The 18,430-nt window shown below is 27.7% G+C and carries 20 protein-coding genes; 14 read left to right on the top strand and 6 right to left on the bottom strand.

Annotated elements, in window-relative coordinates:
- Positions 1–34: 34 nt before the first annotated feature.
- The 4 genes from HF862_RS07600 to HF862_RS07585 are packed head-to-tail and all read right to left on the bottom strand — an operon-like array spanning position 35 to position 3,073.
- Positions 35–949 (bottom strand): dihydrodipicolinate synthase family protein, encoded by a 915-nt coding sequence (locus tag HF862_RS07600; RefSeq protein ID WP_170187269.1) that lies wholly within the window; start codon positions 947–949, stop codon positions 35–37.
- 21 nt (positions 950–970) lie between these two features.
- Positions 971–1,645 (bottom strand): N-acetylmannosamine-6-phosphate 2-epimerase, encoded by a 675-nt coding sequence (locus HF862_RS07595; RefSeq protein WP_170187268.1) that lies wholly within the window; start codon positions 1,643–1,645, stop codon positions 971–973.
- A 29-nt stretch (positions 1,646–1,674) separates the two neighbouring features.
- Complete coding sequence (locus tag HF862_RS07590; RefSeq protein WP_170187267.1) at positions 1,675–2,130, bottom strand: YhcH/YjgK/YiaL family protein; 456 nt, start codon at positions 2,128–2,130, stop codon at positions 1,675–1,677.
- A 31-nt stretch (positions 2,131–2,161) separates the two neighbouring features.
- On the bottom strand, positions 2,162–3,073 hold the full coding sequence (locus HF862_RS07585) for an ROK family protein (protein ID WP_170187266.1): 912 nt from the start codon (positions 3,071–3,073) through the stop codon (positions 2,162–2,164).
- A gap of 391 nt (positions 3,074–3,464) precedes the next feature.
- Here HF862_RS07585 and HF862_RS07580 point away from each other — a divergent pair, with 391 nt between their 5' ends.
- Positions 3,465–5,000 carry a sodium:solute symporter gene (locus HF862_RS07580; protein ID WP_170187265.1) on the top strand — a complete coding sequence of 512 codons (1,536 nt, stop codon included), beginning with the start codon at positions 3,465–3,467 and terminating at the stop codon, positions 4,998–5,000.
- Positions 5,001–5,293: 293 nt separating this feature from the next.
- Here HF862_RS07580 and HF862_RS07575 read toward each other — a convergent pair whose 3' ends face one another.
- Positions 5,294–6,124: a mechanosensitive ion channel family protein gene (locus HF862_RS07575; RefSeq protein WP_170187264.1), complete on the bottom strand. Its 831-nt coding sequence runs from the start codon at positions 6,122–6,124 to the stop codon at positions 5,294–5,296.
- 147 nt (positions 6,125–6,271) lie between these two features.
- On the opposite strand from HF862_RS07575, the gene HF862_RS07570 reads away from it, so the two are divergent.
- The 5 genes from HF862_RS07570 to HF862_RS07550 all read left to right on the top strand — a co-directional run bounded on the left by HF862_RS07570 (position 6,272) and on the right by HF862_RS07550 (position 11,057).
- Positions 6,272–7,858 (top strand): NAD(P)/FAD-dependent oxidoreductase, encoded by a 1,587-nt coding sequence (locus tag HF862_RS07570; protein WP_170187263.1) that lies wholly within the window; start codon positions 6,272–6,274, stop codon positions 7,856–7,858.
- A gap of 11 nt (positions 7,859–7,869) precedes the next feature.
- The gene (hydF, locus tag HF862_RS07565) at positions 7,870–9,057 is read left to right on the top strand and encodes a [FeFe] hydrogenase H-cluster maturation GTPase HydF (protein ID WP_170187262.1); all 1,188 of its coding nucleotides are present in this window, start codon (positions 7,870–7,872) and stop codon (positions 9,055–9,057) included.
- Between the two features lie 26 nt (positions 9,058–9,083).
- Positions 9,084–9,860 carry a 4Fe-4S binding protein gene (locus HF862_RS07560; RefSeq protein ID WP_170187261.1) on the top strand — a complete coding sequence of 259 codons (777 nt, stop codon included), beginning with the start codon at positions 9,084–9,086 and terminating at the stop codon, positions 9,858–9,860.
- 176 nt (positions 9,861–10,036) lie between these two features.
- Complete coding sequence (locus HF862_RS07555) at positions 10,037–10,606, top strand: cyclase family protein (RefSeq protein ID WP_170187260.1); 570 nt, start codon at positions 10,037–10,039, stop codon at positions 10,604–10,606.
- A gap of 1 nt (position 10,607) precedes the next feature.
- Positions 10,608–11,057, top strand: coding sequence for a winged helix DNA-binding protein (locus HF862_RS07550; RefSeq protein WP_170187259.1), 450 nt, complete (start codon positions 10,608–10,610; stop codon positions 11,055–11,057).
- Between the two features lie 72 nt (positions 11,058–11,129).
- Here HF862_RS07550 and HF862_RS07545 read toward each other — a convergent pair whose 3' ends face one another.
- On the bottom strand, positions 11,130–11,984 hold the full coding sequence (locus HF862_RS07545; RefSeq protein WP_170187258.1) for a DMT family transporter: 855 nt from the start codon (positions 11,982–11,984) through the stop codon (positions 11,130–11,132).
- 255 nt (positions 11,985–12,239) lie between these two features.
- On the opposite strand from HF862_RS07545, the gene rpsB reads away from it, so the two are divergent.
- The 8 genes from rpsB to tsaD all read left to right on the top strand — a co-directional run bounded on the left by rpsB (position 12,240) and on the right by tsaD (position 18,375).
- Entirely contained in the window at positions 12,240–13,001 is a 762-nt protein-coding gene (gene rpsB, locus HF862_RS07540; RefSeq protein ID WP_170187257.1) for a 30S ribosomal protein S2, read from the top strand.
- 36 nt (positions 13,002–13,037) lie between these two features.
- Complete coding sequence (gene tsf, locus HF862_RS07535; RefSeq protein ID WP_170187256.1) at positions 13,038–13,925, top strand: translation elongation factor Ts; 888 nt, start codon at positions 13,038–13,040, stop codon at positions 13,923–13,925.
- Between the two features lie 72 nt (positions 13,926–13,997).
- Complete coding sequence (pyrH, locus tag HF862_RS07530; RefSeq protein WP_170187255.1) at positions 13,998–14,708, top strand: UMP kinase; 711 nt, start codon at positions 13,998–14,000, stop codon at positions 14,706–14,708.
- Between the two features lie 23 nt (positions 14,709–14,731).
- Positions 14,732–15,292 carry a ribosome recycling factor gene (gene frr / locus HF862_RS07525; protein ID WP_170187254.1) on the top strand — a complete coding sequence of 187 codons (561 nt, stop codon included), beginning with the start codon at positions 14,732–14,734 and terminating at the stop codon, positions 15,290–15,292.
- 102 nt (positions 15,293–15,394) lie between these two features.
- Entirely contained in the window at positions 15,395–15,598 is a 204-nt protein-coding gene (locus HF862_RS07520; protein WP_170187253.1) for a cold-shock protein, read from the top strand.
- 109 nt (positions 15,599–15,707) lie between these two features.
- The gene (locus HF862_RS07515) at positions 15,708–15,977 is read left to right on the top strand and encodes an ACT domain-containing protein (RefSeq protein WP_170187252.1); all 270 of its coding nucleotides are present in this window, start codon (positions 15,708–15,710) and stop codon (positions 15,975–15,977) included.
- A 19-nt stretch (positions 15,978–15,996) separates the two neighbouring features.
- Positions 15,997–17,355 carry a PFL family protein gene (locus tag HF862_RS07510; protein ID WP_170187251.1) on the top strand — a complete coding sequence of 453 codons (1,359 nt, stop codon included), beginning with the start codon at positions 15,997–15,999 and terminating at the stop codon, positions 17,353–17,355.
- A 12-nt stretch (positions 17,356–17,367) separates the two neighbouring features.
- A complete protein-coding gene (gene tsaD, locus HF862_RS07505) occupies positions 17,368–18,375 on the top strand; it encodes a tRNA (adenosine(37)-N6)-threonylcarbamoyltransferase complex transferase subunit TsaD (protein ID WP_170187250.1) in 1,008 nt (335 codons plus the stop codon).
- The last annotated feature ends 55 nt before the right edge of the window (positions 18,376–18,430 follow it).

Here is an 18,430-nt window from a genome sequence, read left to right as displayed (position 1 = left end):
AAGAGGTTAATATATTAACCTCTTTTAAAATTAATTAGCAATATTTTTTTATAGCTTCATCTATCATTGTAGCACAAGCTTTTACTTTTGGCATATCTTCTTCTACTAATTCAGGTAATGGATTTCTTACGCTTCCACAATCAACACCTTCACGTAATTTTAAGATTTCTTTCATTACTGCATATAGATTTCCTTTACATCCGCACATAGCATAGATTATTGAACAAGCATCATATTGGATTTCTCTTGCTTTTGCAATTTCACCTTTTTTGAATAATTCTTCTATTTTTAAGTATAATTCAGGCATAACTCCGTAAGTTCCCCCGATTCCTCCGTCAGCTCCCATAGCTAAACCAGAAAGTAATTGTTCATCTGGACCGTTGAATACAACTTTTCCTTCTCCTAATTCAGCTTTGAACATTTGGATATCTTGAACTGGCATTGATGAGTTTTTAACTCCTATTACTTTAGGGTTTTTCATCATTTCTTTTAATAGAGACATTGTTAATGATACTCCTGCTAATTGAGGAATATTGTAAATTATGAAATCTGTATTAGGAGCTGCTGCTGACATATCGTTCCAGTATTTAGCAATTCCGTGCTCAGGTAATTTGAAGTAAATAGGTGGGATAGCTGCTATAGCATCTACTCCTAAAGATTCAGCATGGGCTGCTAATTCTTGGCTGTCTTTAGTGTTGTTACATGCAATGTGAGCTATTACAGTCATTTTTCCTTTAGCTATTTTCATAACGTTTTCTAAAACTACTTTACGTTCTTCAACGCTTTGATAGATACATTCTCCTGATGAACCTCCAACATAAACACCTTTAACACCTTTGTCTAATAAGTGTTGAGTTAATTTTTGAACTCCTTCAACACTGATATTTCCTTCTTTGTCATAGCAAGCATAAAAAGCTGGTATAATTCCTTGATATTTTTCGATACTCATTTTTTCCTCCTTAATATATTTTTATTTTGTCATTTCAGTTACGAATTTTTTAGTGATTTGTTGAGGTCTAGTGATAGCTCCTCCTACAACAACTGCATAAGCTCCTAAATCTAAAGCTTTTCTAGCTTTTTCAGGAGTATCTAAATTTCCTTCTCCAATTACAGGGATATTAACTGCTTTAATTACTTTTTCTAATTCTGTAAGTGGATTATTTCCTTTTGTATATTCAGTATATCCAACAAGAGTAGTTCCTACTATATCAAAACCTAATTTTTCACAATTAACAGCCTCTTCTACACAAGAAATATCAGCCATAAATAATTGATTAGGATATTTAGCTTTAACTTCCTTCATAAGTTCTTCTAAAGTATTTCCATCAGGTCTTTCTCTTTTTGTCCCATCAACAGCAATAACATCTACACCTTCAGCTACTAATTTATCAATTTCTTTAATTGTAGGAGTTATATAAACAGGATTATCTCCATAAACTTCTTTTATAATTCCAATGATAGGAAGAGAAACATTTTTCTTGATTTCTTGAATATCAGAAACAGTATTAGCTCTGATTCCAGAAGCTCCACCAACAAAAGCAGCATAAGCCATTCTTCCCATTATAAAAGAACTATGTAATGGTTCATCAGGAAGAGCTTGACAAGAAACTATTAATTTTCCTTTAACATCCTCAAATTTACTCATAATTAATGCCTCCAAATATTAATTTAAAACTATACTAAAACTTTAAAAATTACTTTTCTAATTTTTTTAACTTCATTAACTTTTACAAGAGCCATATGAGGTTCGTTAGGGAAGAACATAACAAATCTTTCAGGAGTTAAATGGAAAAAGTTTTTAACTTCTCCTTCAAATAATTCATAATCTCCTTCAGCATCATATTCTTTAGTTAATTTCATTTCAGGGTTAGGAGTGAATCCTAAATTTTCCTCTCCATCTATAACAACATGGATATCTATATATTGTTTATGACCTTCAAAGAAAGCATCTTTAACTTCTTTTGTCATAGGATAATCAGGATGATTAAAATATACATTATCTCCATCTATAACATTTTTACCAACAACTCCATCTTTATATTTTCCAGATAAAATATAATCAATAGCAGTATCTAAATTTTTTGAAATTCCTTTGTATTGAGCTAAATCTTTAATTTCTCCATATATCATAATATATCACTCCTTTATATATTAATTGAAATTATAACATTCCAATTTTCTTAAGTAATAAGTATTCAGCACCTAACATACCAGCATTATTTCCTAGTTCAGCAAATTTTATTTCTAAGTTTTTCTTATAATTTACTCCAAGTTTAGCATCTAAACTATCTTTAAATTTGTTTAAAAGATAATCTCCTTGTTTAGTAACTCCTCCACCAATAATAATAAGAGTTGGATTAAAAATATAAGTTATAGTACTAAGTCCATCAGTAAAATAATCTACCCATTCTTTTATGACTTCGACGAAAACAGGTTCATTTTTTCTTTCTCTATCAAAAATTTGTTTTCCATTATAAATTTTACCTGTTTTTTCTTTAGCTAGTGAAACTAAAGCTGTTGCTGAAGCATATCTTTCATAACAACCTTTTTTTCCACATAAGCACTCTTTACCATTTTTTTCAATTTGAATATGTCCAAATTCACCAGCAACACAGGAAGAACCCCTAAATATATCGCCATTTAAAACAATTCCTCCACCGATTCCAGTTCCTATTGTAACACAGATAAAATTATCTTGTCCTTTTCCAGCTCCAAGCCACTTTTCACCAAGAGCTGCACAGTTAACATCATTTTCTAAAACAGCAGGAAGATTAAAGTGATTTTCTAGTTTTTCAACAAGATTAGTTCCTATCCATCCAGGGATAATTGGGTTACCACCAATAACTTTTCCAATACTACCATCTATTTGACCAGTACCAGAAACAGCTATACCAAGGATATCATTTGATTTTAAATATTTAGAAACAATATTACATAATTTTCCAAAAAGTACATCAATTCCTTTAGAAGCTTCTGTTTCTATTTCACCATTTTCTAAAATATCTCCTTCAATAGATAAAAGTCCATATTTTATCATTGTACCACCAATATCAATACCGACTATTTTTTTCATTGATTTTTCTCCTTTAGTCCTTAGAAAATTTATAAAAAATTATGTACTCGTGTACAATACAATAATAACTTTTTATATAATATTTGTCAATGGTTTTTTATTTTTTTTAGTACATATTTTTTAAAAAAAGTTTATTTTATTCTAAAAAATAAGATAAGAGAATCATATAATTATTTATAAATATTAAGACTAAAAAAAGAAAAATAAAATGAAAAAATTAAATAATTCCAAAAGAAAATGTATAAAAAAAATATTTTTTTTCTAAAAAAGAACAACTGTTTCAAAAAAAACAGTTGACAAAATAAAGAAAATAAATTATCATAATTAATGTATCGTATGTTCTCGTGAACAAATAAAAAACAAAAATAAATAAAAATTATGGAGGTCAATTATGTCTTGGCATTGGTTTAACTGGGTTGTAATAGCATTATATTTTATCGGTATGTTTATGGTTGGAGTTTATTTTGCAAGAAGAACTACTTCTACAGATGATTATTTCAAAGCAGGTGGAAGAGTTCCAGCATGGGTAACAGCTTGTAGTATTTATGCAACAGCTCTTTCTTCAATTTCTTTCATAGCAATACCAGCTTCTGTATTTAGAGGTGGATGGCTTTTAGGAATGGCACCTATAGGAATTATTTTAATGGTTTTATGGGCTGCTTTAGTATTTGTTCCATTTTTCAGAAGAGTAAATGTAACTACTGCTTATGAATATTTAGGAAAAAGATTTGATAACAAATTTAGAATAATAGGAAGTTTAGCTTTTATATTATTCCATATAATAAGAATGGCAGTTGTATTATATTTACCAACATTAGCATTACAACAAGCATTACCAAGTCTTAATCCAGTAGTATTAACTGTTGGTGTAGCAGTATTCTGTGTTGCTTATACATCAATGGGAGGAATAGAAGCTGTTTTATGGTCTGATGCTATTCAAACTATAGTATTATTAGTTGGAGCATTTTTAATAATAATAATGGGATTCTCTGCAGCTCCAGAAGGTGTAGGACAAGGATTTAAAGCGTTATCAGATGGTGGATTAATTTTAAACGCTGATTTCTTCTCTTTTGATTTAGCAAAAACAAGTTTATGGGCTATGTTAATTGGAGGACTTGTAAACTCTATTTATTCATATGTAGGAAGCCAAGATATAGTTCAAAGATATAATACAACAAAAAATGAAGCTGAAGCTAAGAAAAGTTTATTTATCAATATTCCATTATTATTAACAAGTATCTTTATATTTGTTGGAATGGGTTCAGCTCTTTATGTATTCTTTAATTTTGGAAATAAATTACCAGAAACAATAAATGGAAATGCAATATTACCTTATTTTGTAATTAAATATATTCCTACAGGAATTTCAGGATTAGTATTAGCAGCTATATTTGCAGCAGCTCAATCAACAGTATCTTCTAGTTTAAACTCTGTATCAACTTGTATGACATCAGATATATTAGAACAATTAAGACCTGATATGTCAGACAAACAAAAACTTAATTTTGCAAAAGGTTCAAGTTGGGTAGTAGGAATTATCAGTACAATATTAGCAGTACATTTCTTATATGCTGGACAAGGAGATATGTTCTTATACTTCCAAGCAATTACAGGATTATTAGGAGGTCCAATAGCTGGGGTATTCTTAGTTGGAATCTTCTTTGATAAAGTAAATACAAAAGCTGTTTGGGTAGGATTTATAGCTTCTGTATTAGTAGCTACTTATTTAGGAAACCCAATGGGATTATTAACAAAATTGATACCAGAATACACTACTCCAAAAATATTTGAATTCTTAATTTCTTTATTAATAATTGGAAGTAACGTAGTAGTTTCTTTAATAGCTTCATTATTTACAGGAAAACCAACATTAGAAAATATAAAAGGATTAACTTATTCAACAGTAAAAAATATGGAAGAAAGATAATCTTAAATTTATAATCTAATTTATTAAATAATAATTAAAAAGGATTAATTTACTTATATAAATTAATCCTTTTTTATTTTAGAGAATTAAGAGAAGAGATGGAAGAAAATAAATAATATAAAATTTAGAGAAGAAAATAAAAGATTTAAAGAAATATATAAAAAAATAGTGAAAATAAATTTATTTTTTATAAAAAAATACACTCTATATTTATTAATATAGAGTGTGAATTACAATTTTATTATTTAATAAAATATAATAAAAATTTTGAGAATAATAAATTTTTTATGAAATTATTTTTGATAAACATCAAGTTTATTGTAAGGAATTTCAATATTATTTTCTCTAAATTTAATAACAATAGTTTCCATTAAATCATAGTAAGTATTCCAATAATTTTCTTTTTTTACCCAAGCTCTTAATACAAAATCCAAAGAACTAGCATTTTGTTTTTTTAGTCTTATTACATAACCTTTTTCATGAAGAATATCTTTATGCTCTTTTAAGATGGAGTTTAAAGTTTCTTTAACTAAATCAAGGTCTGAGTCATAACTAACACTAATCATAGCATCAATCATTCTTTCTGGACTTCTAGAAACATTTGTAACAGCTGAATTAGCTAATTCACTATTAGGAATAGTAATTCTAAAATTTTCAACAGTTGAAATTACTGTATATAAAATGTAAATACTTTCAACAGTACCAGAACCACTACTTGTTATTATATAATCTCCTTTTGAAAAAGGTTTAAAGAATAATATTAATACTCCTCCAGCTAAATTAGATAAACTTCCTTGTAAAGCCAGACCTACAGCCAAACCTGCTGTACCTAAAATAGTAACAAGAGATGTAGCTCTTACCCCTATTCCTCCAATGATTAAAACAAAGAAAGAAATATAAATTAATACATTAATAAAAGATATAATAAAACTTTTTAATAATGGGTCAACTTTATTTTTATCAAATAAAAGTTTAAAAAATTTTATAATTGATTTATTAACAGGTTTAAAAATTACTAGTAAAAATATAACCCAAATAATCTTTATGGCAATAGAGGGTAACATTTTTAATGCATCCATTTTAACTTCTTCTAAAAAAATTTGAAATTTTGTTAATTCTTCCATATAACCTCCTTAAAAAATATACATAATATTATACCATAAAATATAGAATATTCATAGAAAAAATAAAATAACACTTTTGATTGAGAAAGATAAAATATATAAGCACATTTTTTTTTATTATGGTATAATTTTTACAGAGGTGATATATTGAGAGTTAGTATAAATAATATAATGATACCAGTGATAAAAAATCAAAATAAGGAAATAGAAAAAGAAATAATAAAAAAAGGGATAAAAAAAGAAAACATAGATAAAATTTTATGGTTAAAAAGGTCTATAGATAGTAGAAAAAAGAATGATATAAAGTTTGTTTATAATTTAGAAGTTTATTTAAAAAATGAAATTGATATAAAAAATATGAAAAATGTAAATATAATAAAAGATAGTGTATATTTAAAAAGGGAAGCTATAAATAAAGAAGAAAAAGTTTTGATAGTGGGAACAGGACCAGCAGGGCTTTTTTCAGCTTTGAGATTAGTAGAATATGGATATAAGCCTATTATAATTGAAAGAGGAGAAGATGTAGATTCTAGAGATAAGTCAGTAGAAAACTTTATCAATACTGGAATATTAAATGAAAATTCAAATATTCAATTTGGAGAAGGTGGAGCTGGAACTTATTCTGATGGAAAATTAAATACTAGAATAAGAAGTGAATATATAGATAAAGTATTTCAAACTTTTGTAGAATGTGGTGCTCAAGAAGAAATAATGTGGGATTATAAACCTCATATAGGAACAGATATTTTAAAAGGTGTTATAAAAAATCTTAGAGAAAAAATTATTTCAATGGGTGGAAAATTTTATTTTAATAATAAATTAGAAGAGATAATTATAGAAGATAATAAGATTGTAGGAGCTATAATAAATAACAATAAAAATGAAATAGAAAAAATAGAAGTAGATAAAATAATTTTAGGAGTAGGTCATTCAGCAAGAGATACTTATAGAATGTTACATAAAAAAGGTGTAAAAATGGAAAGTAAACCTTTTGCTATAGGAGCTAGAATAGAACATCCAAGAGAAGATATAGATAAGATGCAATATGGAAAATTTGCTGGTCACAAAAATTTAGGAGCTGCTACTTATAATTTTACTTATAATAATTATGAGGAAGAAAGAGGGGTATTTTCTTTCTGTATGTGCCCTGGAGGAGTGATTGTTAATGCTGCCTCTCAAAAAGGTGGTTCTCTAGTTAATGGAATGAGTTATTCTGATAGAAATGGAGAATTTTCAAACTCAGCCCTTGTAGTTGGAATTAAAGAAAATGAGTTTGGTGAAGATTTATTTTCTGGAATGGAATTTCAAGAAAAGTTAGAAAAAAGAAGTTATGAGATAGTAAAAGAATATGGAGCTATTTATCAAAGTGTAACTGATTTTTTAGAGGGTAAAGTGACAGAGAAAGAGATAAGAACAAGTTATTTAATGAAGAAAACTCCATATGACTTAAATAAATTTTTCCCTGATGTAATAACAAGAAATATGAAAATGGCTTTAAAATATTGGGGGAAAAATAATCCTTTATTTATTAGTGAGAGAGCTAATTTGTTGGCTCCAGAAACAAGAACATCAGCTCCAATAAGAATATTAAGAGATGAAAATGGAGAATCTGTTAATATTAAAGGACTTTATCCAATAGGAGAGGGAGCTGGATATGCTGGAGGTATAGTTAGTGCTGGAGTAGATGGACTTAAAATTGTGGATAAATCTTTTAGTAAAGTGGTAGAAGATTAGAAAGGAAAAAAATGCAAAACACACCAAATTCAAATAGAGTAAATATTGTGATAGTAGGAGCTGTTAACTCTGGGAAATCCTCTTTATTAAATAGTATAGTAGAACAGAATATTGCTATTGTTTCATCAGAAGAGGGAACTACAACAGACTCAGTAAAAAAAGCAATGGAGTTAATCCCTTTTGGACCTGTGTTATTTATAGATACAGCAGGATTTAATGATAATAGTAAACTAGGAAATTTAAGAATTGAAAAAACTATCAATGAAATAAAAAAATCTGATTTTGCAATATATGTTATTGATGGAAATAATTTTATTGAAGAAGAATATAAAGAAAATCTTTTAATTTTAAAGAAATATTCTCTTCCTTATTTAGTGGTAGTGAATAAAGAAGAATTATTGAATGAAGAGAAGAAAAATGAAATAAAATCTAAAATAGATAATTGCTTATTTATTTCAACTAAGAATAGAGATTCTATATTAAATTTCAAAAAATATTTAATTGAAAAGTTGAATGTTTTGGAAGAAGAACCTAGTTTATTAAAGGGAATAGTAGAATATGGAGAAAAAATTGTATTGGTAGTGCCAATAGATTCAGAAGCTCCAAAGGGAAGATTAATTTTACCACAGGTTCAAATCTTAAGAGATGCTTTAGATAATGGAATAAAATCAGTAGTTTGTAGGGATACAGAGTTAGAGGAAGTTTTAAAAGAGGAAGATAATATTAAATTAGTTATAACAGATTCCCAAGCTTTTAAAAATGTGGATAAAATAGTAAATAACAGATATCCTCTTACAAGTTTTTCAATTTTATTTGCTAGGCAAAAGGGAGAAATAGATAAATTAATAGAAGGGATAGAGGTTATTAAAAACTTAAAAGAAAATAGTAATGTTTTAATAGCTGAAACTTGTACCCATAATACTTCTCATGAAGATATTGGAAGAGTAAAAATACCAACTCTTTTACAGAAAAAATTAAATAAAAAAATAAATTTTACTTTTTCAGCAGGAAAAGATTTTCCAGAGGATTTATCAAAATATGATTTAGTTATTCATTGTGGTGGTTGTATGATAACTAGAAAAAATATGGAAAATAGAATAAAATTTTGTAATGAGAAAAATCTAAAAGTCACAAATTATGGTTTGGTTTTAGCCTATTTAACAGGGATATTAGAAAAAGCTATTGAACCTTTAAAATAATTTTAAAAAGTTTAGGAGGAATAAAGATGAACATATCTAAAGTTACAACTTTTTATTTTAGTCCAACTCATTCAACTAAGAAAGTTGTAGAAAATATTGCTAAAGGGATAGGAAAAGAAATAGAAAATATAGATATCACTTTTTCTTGGAAAGATTTAACAGAATATTCTTTTAAAGAAGATGAATTAATTATAGTAGGTTCTCCAGTATATGCTGGAAGAGTTCCAAAAATTATAAGAGAGGCTCTAAAAAAAATAAAAGGAAATAATACTCCTATTATTTTAGTTGGAGTTTATGGAAACAGAGCCTTTGAAGATTATTTTGTAGAGATGCAAGATATATTTGAGGAAAATAATTTTATAGTTGTAGGAGCAGGAGCATTTTTAGGAACACATTCTTATACTACAAAAGTAGCAACAGGTCGTCCAACAGTTGAAGATTTAGAAAAAGCTTTTAATTTTGGAAAAGAGATAATTAAAAAATTAGAAACTAAAACAGAAAATTTAAGAATAGAGTTACCAGGGAATAGACCTTATAAAGCAGATGGACCAAGTAGAGGAGTAGCTCCAGAGCCAAATGAAAATTGTAAAGATTGTGGACAATGTATTAAAGTTTGTCCAACAGAAGCTATTTCTAAAGAAAATCATAGAAGTATTGATGTTACAAAATGTATTTTATGTCATGCTTGTGTAAGATTTTGTAAGTTTAATGGAAGAGAAGTTAAAGGAGATGCTATAAAGCCTTTTATTGATTTCTTAGAAGGAAAATGTAGCGACTATAAAGAGATAAAATTATTTATCTAAAAATTTAGTGAAATTTATTATTATTAAAAAGGATTGATTTTTGTATTTTGCAGAAATTAATCTTTTTAATTTTATAATTAAGAAATTTTTAATATCCTTTAGATAAATAATAATTGACAGATAAAAAAATTTTTTCTATAATTTAGTTAACTGGTTAACTAAATGGAGGGATTTTTATGATTGAAATAAGTATAAAAATATCTGATGAGGATAAAGTTTGGGATTTTGTAAGAAAAAATGAAAATCCATTGATGATGAGTGGACATATTGGAACTCATATAGATGTATATAATAAAACTTTTATACCTGAAAAATATATTGAAAGAAGAACAATAACAATCGATTGTAAAAAATATGATTTGAATAGAGAAATAGGTATAGAAATATTAGAAGATTATGAAATAGTAGAAGGAGATTTTGTAATATTTTTTACTGATATTCAAAAAGATAATAAATATGGAAGTGATATATACATTAAAAATCACTTTCAATTAAGTTGGGAGCTTATAGAGGAACTTTTGAAAAAGAAAGTTAGTTTTATAGGAATAGATTGTGCTGGAATAAGAAGAGGGGAAGAACATATTTTAGCTGATAAAAAATGTGAGGATAATCAAACATATGTTATAGAAAATTTAGATTCAAATGCTTTGGGAAATATGAATAAAATCGAGGAAACTTTAATAATTTGGCATAGAACACCTTTGTTGACAGGGTTACCAGTTAGAATATTTAAAAAGGAAAGATAAAATGGAAAATAAAGAATTATTAAATAATTTAATATCAGTATTTCAATTAATAGAGGAGTTTAATAAAAAAGATTTTTCTAAAAATTATTCAGAATTAAATATCAGTGATGTTCATAGCATAGATTTTATTGGAAAAACTAAAAATCCTAATATTACAAGTCTAAGTAAACACATGAATTTTACCAAAAGTGGAGCCTTAAAAATAGTGAAAAAACTTTTAGAAAGAGAATATATAAAACAATTTCAAAATCCTGATAATAAAAAAGAGAAATATTTTTCTTTAACTGAAAAAGGAAGAGAGATATTTATAAAACATGAAATTTTACATAAAGAGGCTGAAGAAAGAGACAGTAAAATATTTCAAAATTTTTCTAATGTTGAGAAAGAGACTATTTCAAAATTTTTAAATCTTTTAGAAAATGACATAAAAAACAAATTATCAAAAGATTAATATTAATAATGAAGGAACTATTATATAAAAATTTATTATTTCATATAATAGTTCCAATTGATTTTTACTATATTATTTTTTACTTTTTATAGTAGAATAAAGAACAGCACATATAATAATAACCCCTCCAAAAAGTGTTTTTATACTAGGAATTTCATTCAATATAAAAGCTGCTGCTGTTATAGAATACAGAGGTTCTAAACAAAAAATGATACTAGAAGTTTTAGCTTTTACATGTTTTAAAGAACTAATTACAAGAGTGTGAGCTAGAGCTGTAAATACAATCCCTAAAAGAGCCATTAAAAATATATCTTTTCTTGTTACAATTTCTCTTGTTATTAAATATGTAGGAATTAGAGAAAACATCACTACTAATTGCTCATAAAAAGAAACTAGAGGACCAGAATATTTTTGAGTGATAGCTCTATTTCCTAAAGAAAAAATAGCATATAAAATCCCTGAAAAAATTCCCCATAATCCACCTATTGTCATATCATTTCCAAAATCAAAAGAAGGAACTACAAAAGATATACCTATAAAAGCTATAATAGCTACAACTATATCAGAAAAATATAATTTTTCTTTAAATATAATCGGTTCTAAAAAAGTTACAAAAAAAGGAAAAGTTGAAAAAGTTAAAAGTCCTATTGCCACAGTTGAAAGATTTATTGAGTGAAAGAAAGTAATCCAATGAAGAGATAAAAAAATTCCAAGTATGATTAAATAAAAATATTCTTTTGGCTTTTCCAACTTTAAACTTATTTTTTGATATTTCAATAAGAGAAATAAAGCTAAAGCTGAAAAAAATGTTCTTCCTAAAATAAGAGTAAAAATTGAAGTTGAAACTAACCTTCCAAATAACCCAGAAAAACCTAAAAGAAAAACAGCTATATGAATTTGAAGTAGATTTTTTGTTTTAATATTCATAATATCTTCCCCTTCGTAAAATAATTTATTTAAATTTTAATTTATGTTTATATCAAAGTCAAGAAATAAAATTTATATTTCAAATAAAAAATATAAAGAATATTTTTATTTATTTAGTTGACAATTATAAAAAGAAAGTGATATAATAAAATGCTAAAAAATGCACGTCAATTATTTCTAAACTCGGTGCCAAATGGTTGTTTAGTTTTGAGATTGACGGAGGGCATAACCAAAAGATAAAATTAGGAGGAAAAAATGGCAGTAGTAACTATGAAACAATTACTTGAGTCTGGAGTACACTTTGGACATCAAGCAAAAAGATGGAATCCAAAAATGGCAAAATATATCTTCACAGAGAGAAATGGAATCCATGTAATCGATTTACACAAATCTTTAAAGAAAATTGAAGAGGCTTACGAAGTAGTAAGAGAAATATCAGCAAATGGAGGAAACTTCTTATTTGTTGGAACTAAAAAACAAGCTCAAGAAGCTATGAAAGAACAAGCAGAAAGATCTGGAATGTTCTATGTAAACAATAGATGGTTAGGTGGAATGTTAACAAACTTCCAAACTATCAAAGGAAGAATAGCTAGACTTAAAGAATTAACTAGAATGGATCAAGATGGAACTTTAGATACAGCTTATACTAAAAAAGAAGCAGCTAACTTAAGAAAAGAATTAGAAAAATTAAATAAAAACTTAGCAGGAATTCAAGATATGCCTGGAGTACCAGCAGCATTATTCGTAGTAGACGTTAAAAAAGAAGCTTTAGCAGTAGCAGAAGCAGCTAACTTAGGAATTCCAGTAATTGCTATGATAGATACTAACGTAGATCCAGATTTAATTACTTATCCAATTCCAGCTAATGATGATGCTATAAGATCAGTAAAATTAATGTCTACATTAGTTGCAAACGCAATAATCGAAGGAAGACAAGGAACTGAAGAGAAAGTAGAAGAAGTTTCTACAGAAACTGAAACAGTTGAAGAAGTTTTAGAAAACGGATCAGCAGAATAAGAGAATTTTATATAAATTTTTCAAGGAGGATTTAGTATGGCAATCACAGCTCAAGCAGTAAAAGAATTAAGAGAAATGACTGGTGCTGGAATGATGGATTGTAAAAAAGCACTTACAGAAACTAATGGAGATATGGATAAAGCTATAGACTACCTAAGAGAAAAAGGTATGGCTAAAGCAGTTAAAAAAGCAGGAAGAATAGCAGCTGAAGGATTAATTTTTGATGGTGTAACACCTGATCATAAAACAGCAGTTGTTATAGAATTCAATGCTGAAACAGATTTCGTTGCTAAAAACGATGAATTCAAAAACTTTGGAAAAACTTTAGTAGAAATTGCATTAAATACTTCAGCTATGACAGTTGAAGAATTAAAAGCTCAAACTTTAGCAGATGGAAGAACAGTAGAGCAAGCTCTAGTTGAATTAATTGCTAAAATTGGAGAAAATATGAACATCAGAAGAATGGAAAAAGTTGTAGCAGAAGGATTTGTAACAACTTATAACCATCTTGGAGGAAAATTAGGAGTAATAGTTGAATTATCAGCTGAAATGACTCCAGAAAGATTAGAAAGAGCAAAAGGAATAGCAATGCATATAGCAGCTATGAACCCATCTTTCTTAAATTCATCTCAAGTTACAACAGAAACTTTAGAGCATGAAAAAGAAATAGCTAGAAAACAATTAGAAGCAGAAGGAAAACCAGCTAAAATTATAGAAAATATATTAGTTGGAAAAATGAAAAAATTCTATGAAGAAAATTGTTTAGTAAATCAAGTATATGTAAGAGCAGAAAATAAAGAAACTGTAGAACAATTTGCTGGAGATATGACAGTTGTTTCTTTCACTAGATATAAAGTAGGAGAAGGAATTGAGAAAAAAGTAGAAGACTTCGCAGCAGAAGTTGCAGCTCAAATTAAAGGATAGTACTTCTTAAGAAAAGCAATTAGGGGATGCAATTTGCATCCCTATTTTTTTAAATAAAAACTAGGAGGAAAAATGAAACCTATATATAAAAGAATATTGTTAAAGCTTAGTGGAGAAGCTTTAATGGGAGAACAAGAGTTTGGTATAGATTCAAAAGTAATCTCTTCTTATGCAAAACAAATCAAAGATGTAGTTAATTTAGGTGTAGAAGTTGCTGTAGTAATTGGTGGAGGAAATATATTTAGAGGACTTTCTGGAGAAGAAATCGGGATAGATAGAGTAACTGGAGACCATATGGGAATGTTAGCTACTATGATAAACTCTTTAGCGCTTCAAAATGCTATTGAAAAATTAGGAATTCCAACAAGAGTTCAAAGTGGAATAGAAATGCCTAAAGTAGCAGAACCATTTATAAAAAGAAGAGCTCAAAGACATTTAGAAAAAGGAAGAGTAGTTATATTTGGAGCTGGAACAGGAAATCCTTATTTTACTACAGATACAGCAGCTGTATTAAGAGCAGTTGAAATAAATGCTGATGTAGTTATAAAAGCTACTAAAGTTGATGGAATTTATGATAAAGATCCTGTAAAATATTCAGATGCTAAAAAATATGAAACAATAACTTATACAGAAGTTTTAAATAAAAATTTAAAAGTAATGGATGCTGCAGCAATTTCACTTTGTAGAGATAACAAACTTCCTTTAATAGTTTTTAATTCTTTAGTAGAAGGAAATATAGAAAAAGTAGTATTAGGTGAAAAGATAGGTACAGTAGTTGTATAAAAAATAGTTTTAGGAGGAATTATATGAGCAAAGATTTATTAATGAAAGAATGTAAAGAAAAAATGGAAAAAACAATAGAAGTAACAAAACATAAATTTGCTGGAATTAGAGCTGGAAGAGCTAGTGTTGCTATGTTAGATGGAATAAAAGTGGAGCAATATGGTTCTCTTATGCCTTTAAATCAAGTAGGAACAGTATCAGCTCCAGAAGCTAGATTATTAGTAATAGATCCTTGGGATAAGTCAGTAATCCCTGTTATTGAAAAAGCAATAATGTCAGCTAATATTGGATTAACACCAAATAATGATGGAAGAGTTATAAGATTAATGGTTCCAGAATTAACAGCAGATAGAAGAAAAGAATATGTAAAATTAGCCAAAAAAGAAGCTGAAGAAAGCAAAGTAGGAGCAAGAAATATCAGAAAAGATATAAATAATGGACTTAGAAGATTACAAAAAGCTGAAGAATTAACAGATGATGAATTAAAAGCAGCAGAAGAAGAAGTACAAAAATTAACAGATAAAACAATAAAAGAAATAGATAATTTATTAGCATTAAAAGAAAAAGAAATAACAACTGTATAAAAAAATCTTGCATATATTTTTAGTTAAGAGTATAATAAAGATGTTCCTTATATGATTTTTTTATCTAATAAAGAACTGAAAATAAAATTTTGGAGGGTTTTGATGCTAAAAGGAAAAGTTAAATGGTTTAACAAGGAAAAAGGATTTGGATTTATTACTTCAGAAGAAGGAAAAGATTATTTTGTACATTTTTCAGGAATTTTAGGAGAAGGATTTAAAAATCTTGAGGAAAATCAAACAGTTAGCTTTGAAGTTGAAGAAGGAGCTAAGGGACCAATAGCTGTTAAAGTATCAGTTATTGACTAAGAAATAGATGAAAAACTATCTTATTAAAAAATAAGATAGTTTTTTTTTATTTGCTTTTTTTGAAATAAATGATATACTATACTATCAAAAAAAAATCGAGGAGGAAAAAATGAAAAGTATTATAACTGTATTAGGAAAAGATAAAGTTGGTATTATAGCAAAAGTATGTACATATTTATCAGAAAAAAATATAAATATATTAGATATTTCTCAAACGATAGTAAATGGATACTTTAACATGATGATGATTGTAGATATAGAAAAATCAACTACGAGTATGGAAAATCTAATAGACGAGTTAGCTGAAATTGGAAAAGAACTAGAAGTTATAATAAATATGCAACATGAAGATATATTTAATTGTATGCACCGTATTTAACAAATAAAGGAGTAAGTATATGATATCTAAAGTAGAAATTCAAGAAACGAATGCGATGATAGATCAGGCTAATTTGGATGTTCGTACAATAACTATGGGAATTAGTTTAATGGATTGTGCAGATTCAAACATAGATAGATTCAATGAAAAAATTTATAAAAAAATAACAACTTATGCTAAAGATTTAGTAAAAGTTGGAGATGAAATAGCAAAACAATTTGGAATTCCAGTTGTAAATAAAAGAATATCAGTAACTCCTATAGCTATAGCTGCTGCTGGATGTGAAACAGATTCTTATGTTAGTGTAGCTAAAACATTAGATAGAGCAGCTAAAGATTGTGGTGTAAATTTTATAGGTGGATTTTCTGCTCTTGTTCATAAAGGATATACAAAAGCTGATGAAATACTTATAAATTCTATTCCACAAGCATTAACAGAAACTGAAAGAGTTTGTTCTTCAGTGAATATTGGAACTTCAAGAAATGGTATAAATATGGATGCAGTAAAAAGAATGGGAGAAATAATAAAAGAAACTGCTGAATTAACAAAAGATAGAGAATGTATAGGTTGTGCAAAGTTTGTTGTATTTTGTAATGCTGTTGAAGATAATCCATTTATGGCAGGAGCTTTCCATGGAGTAGGAGAAGCAGATTGTGTTATAAATGTTGGAGTTAGTGGTCCAGGAGTTGTAAAAAAAGCATTAGAATCAGTTAAAGAAGCAGATTTTGAAACTTTATGTGAAGTAGTAAAGAGAACAGCTTTTAAAATAACAAGAGTTGGACAATTAGTAGCCCAAGAGACAGCTAAAAGATTGGGAGTTCCTTTTGGAATAATAGATTTATCATTAGCTCCAACTCCAGCTGTAGGAGATAGTATCGGAGAAATTTTTCAAGAAATGGGATTAGAACAACCAGGAGCTCCAGGAACTACAGCAGCATTAGCAATTTTAAACGATAATGTAAAAAAAGGTGGAGTAATGGCATCTTCATATGTTGGAGGATTAAGTGGAGCTTTCATTCCTGTAAGTGAAGATCATGCTATGATTCATGCAGCAGAGATAGGGGCTTTATCATTAGAAAAGTTAGAAGCTATGACTTGTGTATGTTCTGTAGGACTTGATATGATAGCTATTCCAGGAGATGTATCAGCGACTACTATTTCAGGAATAATAGCTGATGAGGCTGCTATTGGAATGGTAAACAATAAAACTACAGCAGCTAGACTTATACCTGTTATTGGAAAAAAAGTAGGGGAAAGCGTTCAATTTGGAGGATTGTTAGGATATGCTCCAATAATGGATGTAAATAAATTTAAATGTGAAGATTTTATAAAAAGAGGTGGAAGAATACCTGCCCCTATTCATAGTTTTAAAAACTAGAAAGGAGAAAAAATGTTAGTATTAGGAATAGAAACTTCGTGTGATGAAACTTCTATAGCGATAGTTAGAGATGGAAAAGAAGTGTTGTCTAACTATATATCTTCTCAAATAGAAATTCATAAGGAGTACGGAGGAGTTGTTCCAGAAATTGCTTCAAGACATCATATAAAAAATATAGCTACAATATTAGAAGAAAGTTTAGAACAAGCTAAAGTTAAATTAGAAGATATTGATTATATTGCTGTTACTTATGCTCCAGGATTAATAGGAGCATTATTAGTAGGTGTTTCTTTTGCTAAAGGATTATCATATGGAAAAAAAATACCTCTAATACCAGTACATCACATTAGAGGACATATATATGCTAATTTTATAGAAAATGATGTAGAACTTCCATGTATTTCTTTAGTAGTTTCTGGAGGACATACAAATATAATTTATATAGATAAAGAGCATAATTTTATAAACTTAGGTGGAACCTTAGATGATGCTGTTGGAGAAAGCTATGATAAAGTAGCAAGAGTATTAGGGATTGGATATCCAGGAGGCCCTGTTATAGATAAAATGTATTATAGTGGAAATCCTAATTTTTTACATATTCCAGAACCTAAAGTAGAAGGATATGATTTTAGTTTTTCTGGAATAAAGACTTCTGTTATAAATTATGTTAATAAAATGAAAATGAAAAATGAAACTTTTATACCAGAAGATTTAGCTGCTTCTTTCCAAAAAGAAGTAGTTGATATTTTATGTAAAAAAGTTCTTAAAGCATGTGAAGAAAAGAATGTAAAACAGGTTATAATAGCAGGTGGAGTAGCAGCTAATTCTCTTTTAAGAAATGAATTAAAGAGAAGAGGAGAAGAAAAAAATATAAAAGTTTCTTATCCGAGTATGAAATATTGTACAGATAATGGAGCTATGATAGCCACAGCGGCTTACTATAAAGTCAAAAGAGGATATGTTCCTAATGAGAATTTAAATTTAAACGGAATAGCTAGTTTATCCATAGAAAATGAATAAAAAAAGGATTAACTTTTGTTAATCCTTTTTTTATAAAATTGATTAATAACTTAAG

It is taken from the genome of Fusobacterium sp. FSA-380-WT-3A, assembly GCF_012843705.1.
GTDB lineage: Bacteria > Fusobacteriota > Fusobacteriia > Fusobacteriales > Fusobacteriaceae > Fusobacterium_B.
Note: the sequence above shows the minus strand (reverse complement) of the source record. Positions and strands in the feature narration are given on the sequence as shown.

Bases quoted from the DNA above. Each gene is read 5' to 3' on its own strand.
- HF862_RS07560 (WP_170187261.1), top strand. From the start codon at position 9,084: ATGAACATATCTAAAGTTACAACTTTTTATTTTAGTCCAACTCATTCA.
- HF862_RS07515 (WP_170187252.1), top strand. From the start codon at position 15,708: ATGAAAAGTATTATAACTGTATTAGGAAAAGATAAAGTTGGTATTATA.
- hydF (WP_170187262.1), top strand. From the start codon at position 7,870: ATGCAAAACACACCAAATTCAAATAGAGTAAATATTGTGATAGTAGGA.
- HF862_RS07510 (WP_170187251.1), top strand. From the start codon at position 15,997: ATGATATCTAAAGTAGAAATTCAAGAAACGAATGCGATGATAGATCAG.
- HF862_RS07600 (WP_170187269.1), bottom strand. From the start codon at position 949: ATGAGTATCGAAAAATATCAAGGAATTATACCAGCTTTTTATGCTTGC.
- HF862_RS07580 (WP_170187265.1), top strand. From the start codon at position 3,465: ATGTCTTGGCATTGGTTTAACTGGGTTGTAATAGCATTATATTTTATC.
- HF862_RS07575 (WP_170187264.1), bottom strand. From the start codon at position 6,124: ATGGAAGAATTAACAAAATTTCAAATTTTTTTAGAAGAAGTTAAAATG.
- tsaD (WP_170187250.1), top strand. From the start codon at position 17,368: ATGTTAGTATTAGGAATAGAAACTTCGTGTGATGAAACTTCTATAGCG.
- tsf (WP_170187256.1), top strand. From the start codon at position 13,038: ATGGCAATCACAGCTCAAGCAGTAAAAGAATTAAGAGAAATGACTGGT.
- HF862_RS07520 (WP_170187253.1), top strand. From the start codon at position 15,395: ATGCTAAAAGGAAAAGTTAAATGGTTTAACAAGGAAAAAGGATTTGGA.
- HF862_RS07555 (WP_170187260.1), top strand. From the start codon at position 10,037: ATGATTGAAATAAGTATAAAAATATCTGATGAGGATAAAGTTTGGGAT.
- HF862_RS07545 (WP_170187258.1), bottom strand. From the start codon at position 11,984: ATGAATATTAAAACAAAAAATCTACTTCAAATTCATATAGCTGTTTTT.
- pyrH (WP_170187255.1), top strand. From the start codon at position 13,998: ATGAAACCTATATATAAAAGAATATTGTTAAAGCTTAGTGGAGAAGCT.
- HF862_RS07550 (WP_170187259.1), top strand. From the start codon at position 10,608: ATGGAAAATAAAGAATTATTAAATAATTTAATATCAGTATTTCAATTA.
- frr (WP_170187254.1), top strand. From the start codon at position 14,732: ATGAGCAAAGATTTATTAATGAAAGAATGTAAAGAAAAAATGGAAAAA.
- HF862_RS07590 (WP_170187267.1), bottom strand. From the start codon at position 2,130: ATGATATATGGAGAAATTAAAGATTTAGCTCAATACAAAGGAATTTCA.
- rpsB (WP_170187257.1), top strand. From the start codon at position 12,240: ATGGCAGTAGTAACTATGAAACAATTACTTGAGTCTGGAGTACACTTT.
- HF862_RS07585 (WP_170187266.1), bottom strand. From the start codon at position 3,073: ATGAAAAAAATAGTCGGTATTGATATTGGTGGTACAATGATAAAATAT.
- HF862_RS07595 (WP_170187268.1), bottom strand. From the start codon at position 1,645: ATGAGTAAATTTGAGGATGTTAAAGGAAAATTAATAGTTTCTTGTCAA.